General features: G+C 69.4%; 11 protein-coding genes and 1 pseudogene. 2 read left to right on the top strand and 10 right to left on the bottom strand.

Annotated elements, in window-relative coordinates; genetic code table 11:
- Positions 1–186: 186 nt before the first annotated feature.
- From ACIGXO_RS24915 to ACIGXO_RS24905, 3 genes are all read right to left on the bottom strand, one after another.
- A complete protein-coding gene (locus ACIGXO_RS24915; protein ID WP_399790877.1) occupies positions 187–1,308 on the bottom strand; it encodes an aromatic ring-hydroxylating dioxygenase subunit alpha in 1,122 nt (373 codons plus the stop codon).
- A gap of 84 nt (positions 1,309–1,392) precedes the next feature.
- Positions 1,393–2,259 (bottom strand): bifunctional methylenetetrahydrofolate dehydrogenase/methenyltetrahydrofolate cyclohydrolase, encoded by an 867-nt coding sequence (locus ACIGXO_RS24910; protein WP_399790874.1) that lies wholly within the window; start codon positions 2,257–2,259, stop codon positions 1,393–1,395.
- 43 nt (positions 2,260–2,302) lie between these two features.
- Positions 2,303–4,756, bottom strand: a complete 2,454-nt coding sequence (locus ACIGXO_RS24905; protein ID WP_399790871.1) for an FAD-dependent oxidoreductase — start codon at positions 4,754–4,756, stop codon at positions 2,303–2,305.
- Between the two features lie 276 nt (positions 4,757–5,032).
- On the opposite strand from ACIGXO_RS24905, the gene purU reads away from it, so the two are divergent.
- Positions 5,033–5,905: a formyltetrahydrofolate deformylase gene (gene purU, locus ACIGXO_RS24900; protein ID WP_399790868.1), complete on the top strand. Its 873-nt coding sequence runs from the start codon at positions 5,033–5,035 to the stop codon at positions 5,903–5,905.
- 153 nt (positions 5,906–6,058) lie between these two features.
- Positions 6,059–6,850 carry an IclR family transcriptional regulator gene (locus ACIGXO_RS24895; protein ID WP_399790865.1) on the top strand — a complete coding sequence of 264 codons (792 nt, stop codon included), beginning with the start codon at positions 6,059–6,061 and terminating at the stop codon, positions 6,848–6,850.
- Between the two features lie 56 nt (positions 6,851–6,906).
- On the opposite strand, the gene folP is transcribed toward ACIGXO_RS24895, so the two are convergent.
- From folP to ACIGXO_RS24860, 7 genes and pseudogenes are all read right to left on the bottom strand, one after another.
- The gene (gene folP, locus ACIGXO_RS24890; protein ID WP_399790862.1) at positions 6,907–7,737 is read right to left on the bottom strand and encodes a dihydropteroate synthase; all 831 of its coding nucleotides are present in this window, start codon (positions 7,735–7,737) and stop codon (positions 6,907–6,909) included.
- A 77-nt stretch (positions 7,738–7,814) separates the two neighbouring features.
- The gene (locus ACIGXO_RS24885) at positions 7,815–8,999 is read right to left on the bottom strand and encodes an NAD(P)/FAD-dependent oxidoreductase (protein ID WP_399790859.1); all 1,185 of its coding nucleotides are present in this window, start codon (positions 8,997–8,999) and stop codon (positions 7,815–7,817) included.
- Complete coding sequence (locus ACIGXO_RS24880) at positions 8,996–9,364, bottom strand: bifunctional 3-phenylpropionate/cinnamic acid dioxygenase ferredoxin subunit (RefSeq protein ID WP_399790856.1); 369 nt, start codon at positions 9,362–9,364, stop codon at positions 8,996–8,998. The genes ACIGXO_RS24885 and ACIGXO_RS24880 overlap by 4 nt, the downstream gene beginning before the upstream one ends.
- Before the next feature lie 472 nt (positions 9,365–9,836).
- On the bottom strand, positions 9,837–11,084 hold the full coding sequence (locus tag ACIGXO_RS24875) for a PucR family transcriptional regulator (protein ID WP_399790853.1): 1,248 nt from the start codon (positions 11,082–11,084) through the stop codon (positions 9,837–9,839).
- A gap of 186 nt (positions 11,085–11,270) precedes the next feature.
- Positions 11,271–11,957, bottom strand: a pseudogene (locus ACIGXO_RS24870) (3-hydroxyacyl-CoA dehydrogenase NAD-binding domain-containing protein).
- A gap of 131 nt (positions 11,958–12,088) precedes the next feature.
- The gene (locus ACIGXO_RS24865) at positions 12,089–13,519 is read right to left on the bottom strand and encodes a phytoene desaturase family protein (protein ID WP_399790850.1); all 1,431 of its coding nucleotides are present in this window, start codon (positions 13,517–13,519) and stop codon (positions 12,089–12,091) included.
- Positions 13,516–15,333, bottom strand: a complete 1,818-nt coding sequence (locus ACIGXO_RS24860) for a DUF3556 domain-containing protein (protein ID WP_399790848.1) — start codon at positions 15,331–15,333, stop codon at positions 13,516–13,518. Before ACIGXO_RS24860 ends, ACIGXO_RS24865 begins: the two co-directional genes overlap by 4 nt.
- Between the last annotated feature and the right edge of the window lie 47 nt (positions 15,334–15,380).

Raw genomic sequence — 15,380 nt, 5'->3', positions numbered from 1 at the left:
CCTTCACGCACCCATGCCACCGAGTGGCACAGAGATAGTCAGCTTCATTCTGCAGACACTCATTCTGCCTTCCCCGCCGAGCTTCCGGCGTACTTCGGCGCACGGCGTGGAGACACAACGACTGATGCCGGGCGGTGAGCAGAGGCTGCTCACCGCCCGGCATACGTACCGGTGTTGTGTTGTCTGTCAGGTGCCGAGGCGCTCCTGGACCCAGTCGTGGAACTCGCCGATGTGGTGTTCGCTCGGGACCAGGACGCCGCCCTTGGCGTACAGGCGCGAGCTCATCGTCGGCTGGCAGCGCTCACACGCGTCGAAGTCCTGGCGGTTGACCCGGTCGAACAGCTCGACGGAGCGGCTGACGTCCTTGCCGGACTCGACGACGTGCGGGAGGTACAGCCAGTCGCACTCCACGATCGTGCGGTCGGCCGCGACCGGGTACATCCGGTGGAAGATGACATGGTCGGGGACCAGGTTGATGAAGACCTGCGGCCGCACCGTGATCGCGTAGTACCGGCGGTCCTGGTCCTCGGAGACCCCCGGAATGCGGTCCAGGCCCTCCGAGCCGTCAACGGTGAAGCCCTTGACGTCCTCGCCGAACTCCGCGCCGTGCCCCACGTAGTACTGCGCCGCGAAGCCGTCGGCGAACTCCGGCAGGACCTCGGTCAGTTCGGGGTGGATCGTCGCGCAGTGGTAGCACTCCATGAAGTTCTCAATGATGAGCTTCCAGTTCGCCTGCACGTCGTAGACGATCCGCTTGCCGAGCTCCAGGTTCTCGACGTCGTACGCGGAGATCGACTCGGCGTCGCCCAGGCGCGCCACCACGTCCTGGATCACCGACTCCTCGAACGAGGGCGGGTTCTCGGCCAGGCACACCCATACATAGCCCAGCCACTCGCGCACCGCCACGTTCGCGAGGCCGTACTCGGTGCGGCCGATGTCCGGCATCTTCGTCAGGTTCGGGGCCGCGACGAGCTTGCCCGTGAGGTCGTAGGTCCAGGCGTGGTACGGGCACTGGAAAGCCCGCTTCACCTCGCCGGACTCCTCCGTGCACAGCTTGGCGCCGCGGTGCCGGCACACGTTGAAGAAGGCCCGGATGGAGTTGTCCCGCGACCGGGTCAGCAGGACGCTCTCGCGCCCGATGTCCACGGTCTTGAACGCACCCGGCTTGTCGAGATCCGCGGAGCGCGCCGCGCAGAACCACATCGATTCAAAGATGCGCTCCTGCTCCTGGCGGAAGATCTCCGGGTCCGTGTAGTAGTCACCGGGGAGAGTCGCGATCAGACTCTCCGGAAGTCCGGTCGTGGTCATAGTTCACCTCGTGGAGAAGTGCCTTGGACAGAAAGTGCCTTGGAAAAGCGGGAAGGGGGGTGCCTGAGGGAAGATGAGGTGCCGTTACGCAGCGGTGTGCCGGCCGGCGGCGCGTTCGGCCGCCTCGACGACGTTGGCGAGCAGCATCGCGCGCGTCATGGGGCCGACGCCGCCGGGCATCGGAGCCACCCACCCGGCGACGCCCGCGACGTCCGGGTGCACGTCACCGAGCAGGCCCTCTTCCGTGCGGGTGATGCCGACGTCCAGGACGGCGGCGCCCGGCCGGACCATGTCCGGGGTGATCAGGCCAGGTGAACCGGCTGCCGCGACGACGACATCCGCCTCGCGGACGTGCCAGGGCAGGCCCTTGGTGCCGGTGTGGCAGAGCGTCACCGTTGCGTTCTCCGACCTGCGGGTCAGCAGCAGGCCGATGGGCCGGCCGACGGTGATGCCACGGCCGATCACGCAGACCCGGGCTCCGGCGAGCGGTACGTCGTGGCGGCGCAGCAGCTCGACGATGCCGCGCGGGGTGCAGGGCAGCGGGCTCTCGACGCCGAGGACCAGCCGCCCCAGGCTGACCGGGTGCAGGCCGTCGGCGTCCTTCGCCGGGTCCATCCGCTCCAGTACGGCGTTGGCATCCAGCCCGCGCGGGAGGGGCAGTTGGACGATGTAGCCGGTGCAGGCCGGGTCGGCGTTGAGTTCGTCGATGACTGCCTCGACCTGGTCCTGCGTGGCGTCGGCCGGCAGCTCACGGCGGATCGACGCGATCCCGACCTGCGCGCAGTCGCGGTGCTTGCCGCCCACGTACGCGTGGCTGCCGGGGTCGTCACCGACCAGCACCGTGCCGAGACCGGGTACGACGCCCTGCTCGGCCAACTTCTTCACACGTTCGCTGAGTTCGGCGCGGATGGCGGCCGCGGTGCGACGGCCGTCAAGAATGTTCGCACTCATTTCTCTCCCCTGTCTTGGATGACACGGCCTAGGACGACGGGGCCTAGCCGCGAAGGCGCTGCATCTTCGGGTCGAACAGCGGTTCCTCGGTGACGACCGCCGGGATGGCCTGGTCGAAGTAGCCGATGTGCAGGGTGCGGCCGGGAGTGGCGAGTTCGGCGGGCAGCCAGGCGTAGGCGATGCCCTTGCCGATCGTGTAGCCGTACGCGGCGCTGGTGACGTAGCCGACGGCGCAGTCCCCGTCGAGGACCGGTTCCTTGCCCATGACCACCGCGCTCGGGTCGTCGATGGTCAGGCAGGTCAGCCGGCGGGTGACGTCGGCGGCGCGCCGCTGAAGCGCCTCGCGGCCGATGAAGTCGCCCTTGTCCATCTTGACCGCGAAGTCCACGCCGGCCTCGTACGGGTCGTGCTCGTAGGTCATGTCGGCGCCGAAGGAGCGGTACCCCTTCTCCAGGCGCAGGCTGTTGAACGCGCCCCGGCCGGCCGCGATGCCGCCGTACGGCCGCGCCGCCTCCCACAGGACGTCCCAGAGCTTCAGGCCCATGTCGGCGGTGGTGTACAGCTCCCAGCCCAGCTCACCGACGTACGACAGGCGCATCGCGGTGACGGGGACGGAACCGATGTACGCCTCCTTCGCGCGGAAGAACTTCAGGCCGGCGTGGGAGAAGTCGGCGTCGGTCAGCGGCTGGAGGACCTCGCGCGCCTTCGGCCCCCACAGGCCGATGCAGCAGGTGCCGGCGGTGATGTCGCGCACCTGCACCGAACCGTCGGCGGGCAGGTGCCGGTTGAACCAGTCCAGGTCGAGCGCGCCGTTCGCGCCGACCTGGAAGCGGTCCCGTGCCAGCCGGGCGATGGTCACATCGCTGCGGATCCCGCCGTCCACGTCCAGCAGCAGGGTGTACGTGACCGAACCCACCGACTTGTCGATGTTCCCGGTCGTCAGGTACTGCAGGAAGGCCGCGGCGCCGCGGCCGGTGACCTCCAGCCGCTTGAGTGCGGTCATGTCGTACATCGCGACGCCCTCGCGGGTCGCCTGGGCCTCCGCGCCCACGATCGGCGACCAGAAACGGGCCGCCCAGTCGTTGGGGGTGGGGATCTCCCGCCCCGCCAGCAAATGCTCATTGGCCGCATACCACTGGGGCCGCTCAAAGCCCGTTGCTTCCAGGAAGTACGCGCCGAGCTCCTGCTGGCGGGGGTGGAAGGGGCTGGTGCGCAGGGGTCGTGGCGCACCAGCCGGCTGGAGGGGGTGGAGGATGTCGTAGACCTCGTCGAAGTTCTGGCAGTCCCGCGCCAGCACGTACTCGGGGGCCAGCTGGTGCGGTTCAAACCGGTTGACGTCGCACTCGTGCAGGTCGAACGAGGAGCAGTACCCGTCCACCAGCCACTCGGCGACGGCCCGGCCCACGCCCGCGGAGTGGGTCACCCACACCGCTTCCGCCACCCAGAACCCCTTCACCTGCGGCGACTCGCCCAGCAGCGGCATGCCGTCGGTGGTGAAGGAGAACAGTCCGTTGATGCCTTCCTCGACCTTGGCATCCTGCGTCGCGGGGAGCAGCGACTGGGTCTCGGTCCAGGCGTCGGCGAAGTCCTCGGGGGTGAAGCGCAGGACGGACGGCATCTCCTCCGCCTCGTTCACCGAGAGGATGTCGTCGGCCGACACGGGCATCGCGCGGTGCCCGTAGTAGCCGATACCGAGCCGGTCGAAGCGGTCGCGGTAGTAGAGGTCGGCGTCCTGGTGCCGCAGGATCGGGCGGACGGCCTCCTCGTCCTGTCCCGCCAGCGCCGGCACCGGCCCCGTCCAGGCCAGCTGGTGGGCGAGCGGGGTCAGGGGGAGGTCCATGCCCACCATGCGGGCGACCTTCGGCCCCCAGATGCCGGCACAGCACACCACGATGTCCGCCGGGATCTCGCCCTGGTCGGTGACCACGGAGGTCACCCGGTCGCCGCCGGTGCCGTCGTCCTCGGTGCGGATGTCCAGGACCTCGTGGTCGCCCAGGAGGCGCACTCCGCGGTCCTCGGCCGCCTTCAGCTGTGCCTCGACCGCCAGTACCGCCTTCGCGAGGCCGTCGGTCGGGATCAGCATGCCGCCCAGTACCCGCTCGGCGTTCACCAGCGGATGCAGCCGGACACACTCCTCCGGACCCAGCAGCCGCGCCTCGACACCCCACGACGTCACCCAGCCGTGCCGGCGCTGCAGCTCCGCCAGCCGTTCCGGCGTCGTGGCGATCTCCAGTCCGCCCACCGGCAGGAAGCACGGCTCCCCGGCCACCTGCAGTGAAGAGAACTTCTCCACCGTGTAGCGGGCCATCTCCGTCAAGGCTTTCGAGGCATTGGTCTGGAACACCAGGCCCGGAGCGTGTGACGAGGATCCGCCGGTGGCCGGCAGGGGCCCCTGGTCGACCACGGTCACTTCGGTCCAGCCCCGGTCGGACAGCTCATCGGCCAGCGCCGCCCCTACGACACCCGCACCGATGATGACCACGCGCGGTCCCGCCATCGCCACACCCTCCCATCCAGAAGTTGCTTCATGCGCAACGCGCATCGGGTTGCGCAACACACAGTGCAGTCCGTCCAGACCGGTGTCAAGAGGTGATCTCAGCGCGCCGAGAGCGGATCGCCCGGCGAGCGGAAGTGCGGGCAACTGACGGAACCGGCGCCACAACTCCCCGCCGAACAAGGTCGATGAGAGCTCTTGACCGCAAGCCGTCCCGCCCGGACCATGTTGCGTATCAAACATGCTGTTGCGTAATGCGCACCCTCTGTGGAGGTCTCAGTGTCCGCTCGACCGCAGCCCGCCCGCGAGTTCATCCTCACCGTCTCGTGCCCCGACCGTTCCGGCCTGGTCCACGCCGTCACCGGCTTCGTCGTCCAGTACTCCGGGAACATCCAGGAGAGCCAGCAGTTCGACGACCGGCTGCAGGGCCACTTCTTCCTGCGCATGCGCTTCGACGTCCCGGACCCGGACATCACGCTGGACGACCTGCGCTCCGGCTTCGCGCCCGTGGCGGAGGCGTACCGGATCTCCTGGAACCTGTACGACGCGTCGACGCCGACCCGGACGCTGATCATGGTGTCGAAGTTCGGTCACTGCCTGAACGACCTGCTCTTCCGGCGCAGCACCGGCGCGCTCAACATCGAGGTGCCGGCGATCGTCTCCAACCACCGGGACTTCGAACCGCTCGCGGAGAGCCACGGGATTCCGTTCCACCACATCCCCGTGACGCGGGACACGAAGCCCGAGGCGGAGGCGCGGCTGCTGGAACTGGTCGACGAACTCGACATCGACCTGGTGGTCCTCGCCCGCTACATGCAGATCCTGTCGAACGATCTGTGCAAGCAGCTCGAAGGCCGGGCGATCAACATTCACCACTCGTTCCTGCCGAGCTTCAAGGGCGCACGGCCGTACAACCAGGCGCACGAACGCGGCGTCAAGCTCGTCGGCGCCACGGCGCACTACGTCACGCCGGACCTCGACGAGGGCCCCATCATCGAGCAGGGCGTGGTCCGCGTGGACCATTCCCAGGGCCCCGAAGCGCTGGTCACCCTCGGCCGCGACGTCGAGGCACAGGTCCTGGCCCGGGCCGTGGAGTGGCACAGCGAGAGCCGGATCATGGTCAACGGCAATCGCACGGTCGTCCTTCGGTGACGGGCGGCCGCACGGTCGTCCTCCGCTGACCGGCCGCCGCACAGTCGCCCTGCGCTGACCGGCGGCCGTACCTCCAGGGCGTTCTCCCAGGACGCCCCTCGGCGGCCTTTCCGGTGCGCGGGTTTCGTTGACCGGTGCCCCTATAGTTCCGCTATGAGCAACCACAGCACTGAGTCCGCGGGCGGTTCCGGCGGCGGCGTGCAGTCCGTCGACCGGGCTGTCTCCGTGCTGGAGTTCCTGGCCCAGCACGGCGAGGCAGGCGTGAGTGACGTGGCCGCGGCGCTCGGTGTGCACAAGTCCACCGCGTTCCGGCTGCTCGGGGCCCTGGAAGCGCGTGGGCTGGTCGAGCAGGAGAGCGAGCGCGGGAAGTACCGGCTCGGGTTCGGCATCGTGCGGCTGGCCGGCGCGGTGACAGCACGCATCGACATCACCAAGCACGGCCGGAAGATCTGCGAGCGCCTCGCCGCGAAACTGGGCGAGACGATGAACCTCGCCGTGCTCGAGTCCCACTACGTGATCAACCTTGACCAGGTACGCGGCCCGTCGGCCATCACCGCGCAGAACTGGGTCGGCCGGCTGACGCCGCTCCACTCCACAGCGAGCGGCAAGGTGCTCCTGGCCCATCTCTCCCCCGAGCGCCGGTCCGAGCTCATCGCCGAGACCCGGCTCGCCCGTATGACGCCCCGCACGCTGACGTCCAGGAAGAAGCTGGAAGCAGCACTGGCCGAGACCCGGGAACAGGGCTACGCCATCACGGTGGAGGAGTACGAGGAGGGCCTGAACGCCGTGGCCGCTCCGGTCCGCTCGCGCGACGGCGAAACCGTCGCGGCACTGACCGCCTCGGGACCGGCCTTCCGCTTCACCGAGGAACGCATGCAGGAATCCGCGCCGGCACTGGTGGCAGGCGCGGAGGAGCTGAGCCGGCGGCTGGGGTACCGGGGCTGAGGCCACCGGGCTCTCAGAACAGCGACGTCCACAGCGCTCTACAGCGCCGCGGGCTTTCAGAACAGCGACGTCTGCAACGCCGAGGCGGTCGCCTCGACACCCCAACGCGCCGTCACACGCACCGCATCGGCCGTCGAGGCGACATCGTGGACACGCACGCACCACGCCCCCTGCGTGGCGGCCAGGACGGACACCGCGGACGTGGCCGCGTCCCGCTGGTCGGCCGGACGGGGCACGCCCGTCGCCGGATCCGCCAGCAGCTGCCCAAGGAACGACTTACGGGCCGCGCCCACGAGTACCGGATGGCCCAGCGCGACGACCTCCCGCAGCCGGCCCAGCAACTGCCAGTTGTGCTCAAGGGACTTGGCGAACCCAAGGCCCGGATCCAGGACGAGGCACTCCGGCGAGATGCCGGCGTGCAGCGCCGCCTCGACCCGCAGCCGCAGCTCGTCCACCACATCGGTGACCACGTCGTCGTACACGGCGTTGGCCTGCATGCCGGCGGAGTGCCCGCGCCAGTGCATGGCCACGTACGGCACTCCGGTACGGGCCATCAGCGGCAGCATCGCGGGGTCGGCGAGACCGCCCGACACATCGTTGACCAGCGTGGCGCCGGCGTCGATGGCGCGCGCGGCCACCTCGGCCCGCATGGTGTCGACACTGACGGGCGCACCGGTGGCGGCGAGCTCACGAATGACGGGCAGTACCCGGCGCAGCTCCTCCTCGGGCGACGGACGCAACGCACCGGGACGGGTCGACTCGCCGCCCACGTCCAGGATGTCCGCGCCCTCGTCGAGCAGCGCGAGGCCGTGCGCGACGGCCTGCTCGGAGCCGTACCACCGCCCGCCGTCGGAGAACGAGTCGGGCGTGACGTTCACGATGCCCATGACCAGGGTCCGCGCCGGGCGGGGAAGCCCCCGCGGAGACAACGCGGGGGCTCCCTGGCTCGGCCGGGTGGCGGTGCTCATACGGCTCCGCCCTGCGCGGCCGCGGTGGCGAACTGCCGGCGCCAGCGTGTGAAGAGCTTGGTCCGGTCCACGCCCAGTACGGCAACCGGGTCGCCGGCGCGGCGGTACACCGCGAGGAAACCGCGGTCGTCCGGGCTGCCGTCCTCGACGGTCACACTGTCGGCCCGCGCCGCGTGCCCGACGAACTGGATCTTCACTCCGTACTGATCGGACCAGAAGTAGGGCGGACGGTGCGGGCCGGCGGGCGCGGTGCCGCCGGACAGCAGGGCGGCCACGGCCACCGCCGGGCGCTCCTTGGCGCCGGTCCAGTGCTCGACCCGGCGATGGGTACCGAAATCCGGGTCGTACCAGGCGGCGCAGTCACCGACCGCGACGACGCCCGGAACACTCGTGATGCCGTCGGTCCCGCAGCGCACACCGTTCTCGAGCGCGACGCCCGACCCCTCGAGCCAGTCGGTGCAGGGGTTGGCACCGATGCCCACCACGACGATGTCGGCGGGGAGGCTGCGCCCGTCGTCGAGTTCGACCGCCGCCACCCGCTCCCCCGGCTTCCCCGCGACGCCTCGCACACCGGTACCGCACACCAGCCGCACACCGTGATCGCCATGCAACGCCGACACGGCCGCCGCCATCTCGGCGCCCAGCGGACCGGCGAGCGGCGTCGGGCCGGCCACGACGAACGTCACGTCCAGGCCCATCACCGCGGCGGTCGAGGCCACTTCGGCACCGACGAAGCCGCCGCCGATGACGACCAGCCGGCCGCCGCGCGTCAGGTCGTCCCGCAGCGCGCGGGCATCGTCGAGCGTGCGCAGCACATGCACGCCACTCAGACCGTCGCTGCCGGGCAGTCTCCGCGCGGCGGCTCCCGTGGCAATCACCACGCCGTCCGCGCGCACGGCCCTCCCGTCGGCGAGCCGCACCGAGCGCTCCTGGGTCTCCAGCCCGACGGCACGCGCTCCGAGAACCCACTCGGCGTCAAGATCCTCGTCCTCGGCCTCGAGGGCGAGCTCGCCCTCGTCCACCTTGCCGGTGAGGAACTCCTTCGACAGCGGCGGTCTGTCGTAGGGCCGGTGGGTCTCCTCACCGATGAGGACCAGGCGCCCGTCATATCCCTGCTTGCGCAGGGCGCGGGCGGCGAAGAGCCCGGCGAGCGAGGCACCGACGACGGCCACCGTCTTCATGCCACCACACCTCCTGCCAGGCGCGCGGCGACGCAGGAGGGCGGCAGGTTCGGCGGGGCGTCGGACAGTACGACGTAGACCATGCCGTCCTCGATGAGGACCTGGTGCGTACGCACCGGGAGCCTGGCCGGCGGGCCGTCCACCTTGCCGGTACGCAGGTCGAACGTCGAGGCGTGCAGCGGACATTCGACCGCGCATCCCTCCAGCCAGCCGTCGGACAACGAGGCGTCCTGATGGGTGCAGGTGTCGTCGATCGCATAGACCTCGCCGTCCTCGGTGTGGAACACCGCGACGGGCGGATCGGTCTCGAGCCGGTAGGACTCGCCTCGCGGGATGTCGGCGAGACGACCTGCGGGAATCATCATGGCACCTCGTTGCATACGTTGCGTATGAAGAAACAGGCTGCGCCTTACGCAACGAGTCTGCGGGCCCCCTGAACCCCTGTCAAGGCACTTAAACAAAGAACGAGCGACACTCCTTGAGTTGCGCATCACGCAACGCAAATCGCCATGCGAAGCGACGTCGCGAGCGCCTCCACGCCTCTTCCGAGGGGAGGCCGCTCGGCGGGTCGGCAGCCTGCCGCGGCGTTCAGGCTCGGGGGGGCGGTCCGCGTTACGCGCCACAGGCAGCGGGGCGGTCCGCCTTCCTCGAAGGCATGGACCTCATGCAGGTGGCTCCGGCGGCGTGAAAGACACCGGCGGTGTGCACGGCGGACTCGGAGGGCCGGTCGCCGTACATGCCGGGGTGGGCACTGTACGTACGCTGCCAGTGCGCGCGCTGGGTCTCACCCGGCTCCCGGTCCCCGTCCTGTGCCGCCCTCGTTGGAAGTAGGTGACATCACCCTCCCTGCCGGCCGCCGGACAGCGCTGCCGGACCGAGGAAGTGGCAGATCTGCAGGGCGAGGGCGATGTCCATACGATTGTGTGCGGGGAGAAGTCCGGGCGGGTCAAACACCTTGCTCACCCGGTACTTGACCGTGTTGCGGTGCACGTTGAGCAGTTCGGCGGCCTTGCCGTAGTTCTCGCCCATGGTGAAGAAGACATGGAGGGTGCGGCGCAGTTCGGCGGCGTTGTCGTCGTCGCGGGCAAGCGGACCGAGCACTTCGCGCACCCACTGACCGGTCGAGTCCATGTCCTTGGCGAGCAGCGAGACCATGGCCACCCCGGGGTCGCCGAAGCTCACTGCGGCGGGGGTCCGGCCGTTGGAGGCGAGAGCGACGGCCTTGGCGGATTGTGCCTGTTCGTGGGTGCGCTTGAAGCCCGTCAAGCCGCGGGCCGGCAGGCCGAGGGCGAGCCGGCATTCCTTGACCAGGTGGACGGTGGCGTCGCGGACGGCGTCCATGTCGAGCGAAGGCGGCTTCGGCCCGAACGGCAACCATGCCCAGACCATGCTGGGATCGACCGCTGTAATGATCGGAGGGCCGATACAGGCGCAGCTGGCGGCGAGTCTGAGGACGAAGCGTTCGAGGTTGCGGGGATCGTCCGGGCCGGGCGCGGCCTCGGTGTTCCAGACGACCGCACCAACGTGGAACTGGTCAAGGCGGTAGCCGGTCTCGTGCTCGAAGAGGGAGGTAGTCAGGGGCTGGCCGGCGATGAGCTTGTGGATCAGGGAGGAGTGCAGGTTTCCGCGAGCGCTGATCCAGCGCCTCTTCTCCTTTTCGTACGTGTCGAACACGTACAGCGAGATCCAGTCGATGTACTGGTAGACGACACCGGAGATATGGCGCAGTACCTCCAGTTTCAGGTCGGGATGGCAGTCCAGCCGCTGCACTGCCGGGAAACTCGCTTCCATGAAGCTGTTCTGGCCCATGTGATAGGCGCGGACCAGGGAGTGTGCGGGGATGTCGCGCTGTGCGAGGCGCAGGGCGTATTCGGTGGCGGCGGTGGTGGGCTGGAGGTGCTGGATGGGAATGTCGTTGGCGAGGATGTGAATGATCGTCTTCACATTGGCATCGACGCTGGCCTCGAGCAGCTCGACGAGCCGCTGGTCCTCGTCCAGGTGGCTGATCTGACGGGAGAGGCGTCGGCTGATGGCGAGAGCGATGTCGGGCTGGCCGTCGTTGAGTCGCCGCGCGGTCTGAGCCACCAGTCGCAGGACTTCTTCGTCCGTCCCGGTTGTCATCGCACCTCCAAGTACGTCCACGCCGGTCGGTGGCGCCGTGGGCATGCAGGCGGGGTCGCTGGAGAGGTCCTGTCCACCATACGTTTCCCAGTGTTTCCACGGCCGTGAGCGACGCGGCGCCGTCCCCCGGCGGGCGCCGGGCATCCGGCATCAGTCCGTCGCCTCCGATGACGAGGCACCGCTGGTGATCACTACGGACGTGCTGCCGGTCGGTGTGGGCGTTCTCCTGTGCGGGGGAACTCGGCGAAACGTAGGCGTGCGGTTGTGCGCGAGGCATGAGTCAAGACTTTCGACCGGCCCGTGAAGGGTTACGGACACCTTCGCCTTCGGGCTCCCGACGTCAGGCGGGCGACGCGGTCCCATGGGGTGGGCGCAGCCGAGTTCCATGCCCCGGTCGACGTCGTCCTGGAGTGCGCCCCCGACTCCACCATCCGTACCGCGCCGAGCAGGTAGGGGATGAGCAGGGCGTTGACCACGAAGCCTGAGCGGTCAGGCGCCTGGATGGCACGCTTGCCCAATTGTCCGGTGAGGTGGCGAGCACGCTCCGTGGTTTCCCGGCTGGTGGTGAGGGCGGGGACGAGCTCTGACTCACGGTCGGCCAGGTCGCCGAGGTCGTGAGTGAAGGTGAGGCGGTCGAGTGCGTGATCGCGCTGTTCCTCGCTGAGTTTGCCACGCCGTACCCCGCTGTCGAGGGATGCGGTGATGCGACGGCGGCCGGCTTCGGCGGCGTTCGGCCTCGACGACGAGGACGTCGAGACCGCTGCGCGTGGCGACTTCGGCGATGCCGGAGCCCATGAGGCCGCAGCCGACGACGCCGAGACCGGTGATGGAATGCATGTGGCTTCCTGACGGACGGAGTGCTTGTGTCGATCCCGGACGGTGCGGCGCATCCCGGCTGCCGACGTTCTGTCTGTCGACACCGCCCGTGACATGGGGTGTCCTGCGTTCCGGGCTGACAGGAGGTGGAATCACCGGGTGCGAGCCGCGCGATTCAGGTACCGCAGGGCGGCCTCGGCGGCATGGGCGCCGCACATACCGTGCGCTCCGGGTCCGGGCGGGGTCGCTGCCGAGCAGAGGTAATGGCCGGGCAATCCGACCTCGTACGGGTTCAGGGTGAGGCGAGGTCCGAACACCAGCTGAGGGATGTTCTTGGCGCCGGTCATGATGTTCCCGCCGACGTAGTTCGGGTTGTACTCGGCGAAGTAGGAGGTCGTGCGTACCGCACGGCCGACGATCCGCTCCCGGAAGCCCGGGGCGAACCGCTCGATCTGGGCGGTGATCGCCTCCGTGGCATCGCCGGTGTAACCGTTCGGCACGTGCGCGTAGGTCCACACCGGGTGAACGTCACCGACCGAGCGCCCCGGGTCGGCCAGGTACTGCTGGCCCACCAGCACGAACGGCCGCTCCGGCATCCGCCCGGCACTGATCTCCCGCTCGGTGGTGGCCACCTCGGCGAACGTACCGCCGAGGTGCACCGTCCCGGCCCGGCGCGCCGGCTCGGCCGTCCAGGGAACGCCGCCCTCGACGGCGAAATCGACCTTGAAGGCACCCGGTCCGTACCGGAAGCGCCGGTAGGCGCGGGCGATGCGTGGGGGCAGCCGGTCACCGAGGATGTCGGCCACCGCGGTGGGCGCGAGGTCGAACAGGGTGACGTCCGTGGCCGGCAGATGGGCGGCCGACCTCACCCGGACGCCGGTCTCGATCTTGCCGCCGAGGTCGACGAGCAGCGCCGCCAGAGCATCGGTGATCGAGCGCGAACCGCCTTCGGCGACCGCCCAGCCGTGCCGATGCCCGGCAGTGAGGATCCCCAGCCCGATGCTGGAGCTCAGCGGCAGGTGCAGCGGCTGGAAAGCGTGCGCCGCCACGCCGCCGAACAGGGCCCGGGCCTCCGCGGTCGTGAACGTCCGGGCCAGGACCGTGGCCGGGACGAGCGCGGGGATCCCGAAGCGGGCGAGCCGCAGCGGGTGGCTCGGGATGCGCAGCAGCGGACCCATGATGTCCTCGGCCAGCTCGTCGTAGGCGGCGACGGGACCGCCGAACAGCCGGCGCCACCGGCCGCCGTCCAGTCCCAGACCGGTGGCGGTCCGGTGGAGGGAGCGGTGCAGGACGCCGGCCGTACCGCCGTCGAGCGGGTGCACGCAGTCGATCTCCGGAAGCCTCCACTCAAGGCCGAAGCGGGCCAGGTCGAGGCTCTGCAAGAACGTCGATCCCACGGCCATCGGATGAATGGCGGAGCAGTGGTCGTGCAGGAGCCCGGGCAGGATCGCCTCGCTGCTGCGGGTGCCGCCGCCGATCGCGTCGGCAGCCTCGAGAACAGTGACCTGCACGCCCTCCCGGGCCAGGAGGACGGCGGCGGCGAGCCCGTTGGGTCCGCTGCCGACCACCACGGCCGTGCTCATGCAGGCGTCCTGTGGCCGAAGCCGTTCTCGCCCTCGCGCCGGGCGAGCGCCGGCTGTGCGGCGGCCGACCAGGTGACCTGCGTCGGGATCGGCCCGTTCGGCAGCCACGGCTGCTCACGGACGGCGTCGGCGACCCGCCACGTCCCGCGCTCGATCACTCCCAGTGCGGCGTCGATGACCTTGTAGTGCTGGACCTTGCTGTGGATGGCCTGGGACTCCACCCACACGACGATCCACTCGCCGGGCGCGAAGCCGACGCGGCTCTGCACGGCGCGGATCAGGTCCTCGTTGTGGAGGTGGCCGTCACCGAAGTTGAACCCGATCAGCGAGTTGCAGCCGAACTCCGCCTCGCGCACCGTCCACCGGTCGAGGTCGGGGATATGCCTGATCAGCAACGAGAACAGGCCGCGGCCCTGGCTGTGCATCGCCCGCCAGGCGATCGTCTGCTGCATGGTGATCTCGGCGACCGGGGCGGGGTAGCCCATCGCCTGCAACTGGTCGACCTGGTTCTTCGTCGGCCGGTGCGCTATGGAGTTGAGCTTGTCCTCCGCACCAGGCGCGAAGGCCCACAGCGCCGAGGCCCAGTTACCGGCGTACTGGCGCATCGAGGGCAGGAAGGACACCAGGTCGGGCCGCAGGTTGCCGAGCACCGGGAAGAACAGCAGCCCCGCTGCGATCACGACCGTCAGCCACGGGGAGGACATGTCACCGATGCCGTAGCCGGACCAGGCGGGGAAGCCCCAGAAGAGGAACACCGAGGCGAACGCGAAGAGGATGTTCCACTCCAGTGGCACCGCCAGCGGGAACGTCGAGGTGATGAACAGGTGGAACAGGACCATGAGAGCGACGGCGGCCAGGGTCACGTAGGGATCGGTGGAGAACAGCAGCACCAGAGGGGTGATGATCTCGACGGTGGTGCCGCCGATGTGCGCCAGGGCCCCGGCGGCCTTCGAGGGGCGGATGTCACGCGGGAAGTCGCGGTAGTGGGCGCGCTTGAACCACTTCGCGGGTACGCAGGGGCCGTTGGAGACCATCGGAGGCACGACGTTGGAGAAGTGCGGCCCGAACTTCGACACGCCCGCGCCGACCCACACAGCGACGATCAGCAGCTTGAGCGCGATGATCATGTCGACGAACGGCAGGAACGTGAAGAAGACCAGGGCCGGCAGGTACTGCTCCCCACGGGCCGCCAGGAAGATCGTCTTGTCGCGCAGTCCGCACACAACCAGCAACGCCATGGGCGCGATCAGCAGCTCAGGATTGACCAGCCCCGTGGTGTTCTCCGGGAGGACCGCCGACAGCGTGGCGCTCGGGACGCCCGGCAGCAGGAGCGCGACCAGAAGAGTCGTGAGCAGGGCGAGGTAGAGCATGACGTCACCCGGCGTGCGGCGGTCGCCGGATGTGAACGGCACCCCTCGCCACGGCCGCAGGCGAATCGTGCCGGGACGGGCCCAGAACAGGATGCCCCCGGTCATCGGCTTGAACTTACCGGCGATCGGGCCCCAGGAACCAGCGAGTCCCAGCGTCTCCAGCAACACCGTCCACAGCACCGACTTCTGGTAGACGATCGGCTCGTTCCACCAATGGGCCACGTCCCAGAACGGCCCCAGCCCGGAGGTCCAGGTCGCCACGGCCGTGCCGCCCAGCATGTAGAGGACGAGCAGCTTGACGACATAGGTCGCATGGATCACCTTGGGTGAGCCGAACCCGTACTCCACCCAGTGCAGGGCGAGCGTCCTGATCCGCTCACGCAACGGCTTGTCCAGGAACGTCTCGACGTCGACGGGCGGGAAATCACCTGTTTTGAACCCCATGTGCGGCTCCTTCGAAGACAAGGGGGTACCGGCCGAACGGAGTTGGA

Origin of the sequence: Streptomyces sp. NPDC053542, assembly GCF_044544685.1 — a bacterium.
Taxonomy (GTDB): Bacteria; Actinomycetota; Actinomycetes; order Streptomycetales; family Streptomycetaceae; genus Streptomyces.
Note: the sequence above shows the minus strand (reverse complement) of the source record. Positions and strands in the feature narration are given on the sequence as shown.

Excerpts from the sequence above, each read along its gene's own strand:
- folP (WP_399790862.1), bottom strand. The coding sequence starts at position 7,737 with ATGGGCATCGTGAACGTCACGCCCGACTCGTTCTCCGACGGCGGGCGG.
- ACIGXO_RS24865 (WP_399790850.1), bottom strand. The coding sequence starts at position 13,519 with ATGAGCACGGCCGTGGTGGTCGGCAGCGGACCCAACGGGCTCGCCGCC.
- ACIGXO_RS24880 (WP_399790856.1), bottom strand. The coding sequence starts at position 9,364 with ATGATGATTCCCGCAGGTCGTCTCGCCGACATCCCGCGAGGCGAGTCC.
- ACIGXO_RS24905 (WP_399790871.1), bottom strand. The coding sequence starts at position 4,756 with ATGGCGGGACCGCGCGTGGTCATCATCGGTGCGGGTGTCGTAGGGGCG.
- ACIGXO_RS24915 (WP_399790877.1), bottom strand. The coding sequence starts at position 1,308 with ATGACCACGACCGGACTTCCGGAGAGTCTGATCGCGACTCTCCCCGGT.
- ACIGXO_RS24910 (WP_399790874.1), bottom strand. The coding sequence starts at position 2,259 with ATGAGTGCGAACATTCTTGACGGCCGTCGCACCGCGGCCGCCATCCGC.
- ACIGXO_RS24860 (WP_399790848.1), bottom strand. The coding sequence starts at position 15,333 with ATGGGGTTCAAAACAGGTGATTTCCCGCCCGTCGACGTCGAGACGTTC.
- ACIGXO_RS24895 (WP_399790865.1), top strand. The coding sequence starts at position 6,059 with ATGAGCAACCACAGCACTGAGTCCGCGGGCGGTTCCGGCGGCGGCGTG.
- ACIGXO_RS24885 (WP_399790859.1), bottom strand. The coding sequence starts at position 8,999 with ATGAAGACGGTGGCCGTCGTCGGTGCCTCGCTCGCCGGGCTCTTCGCC.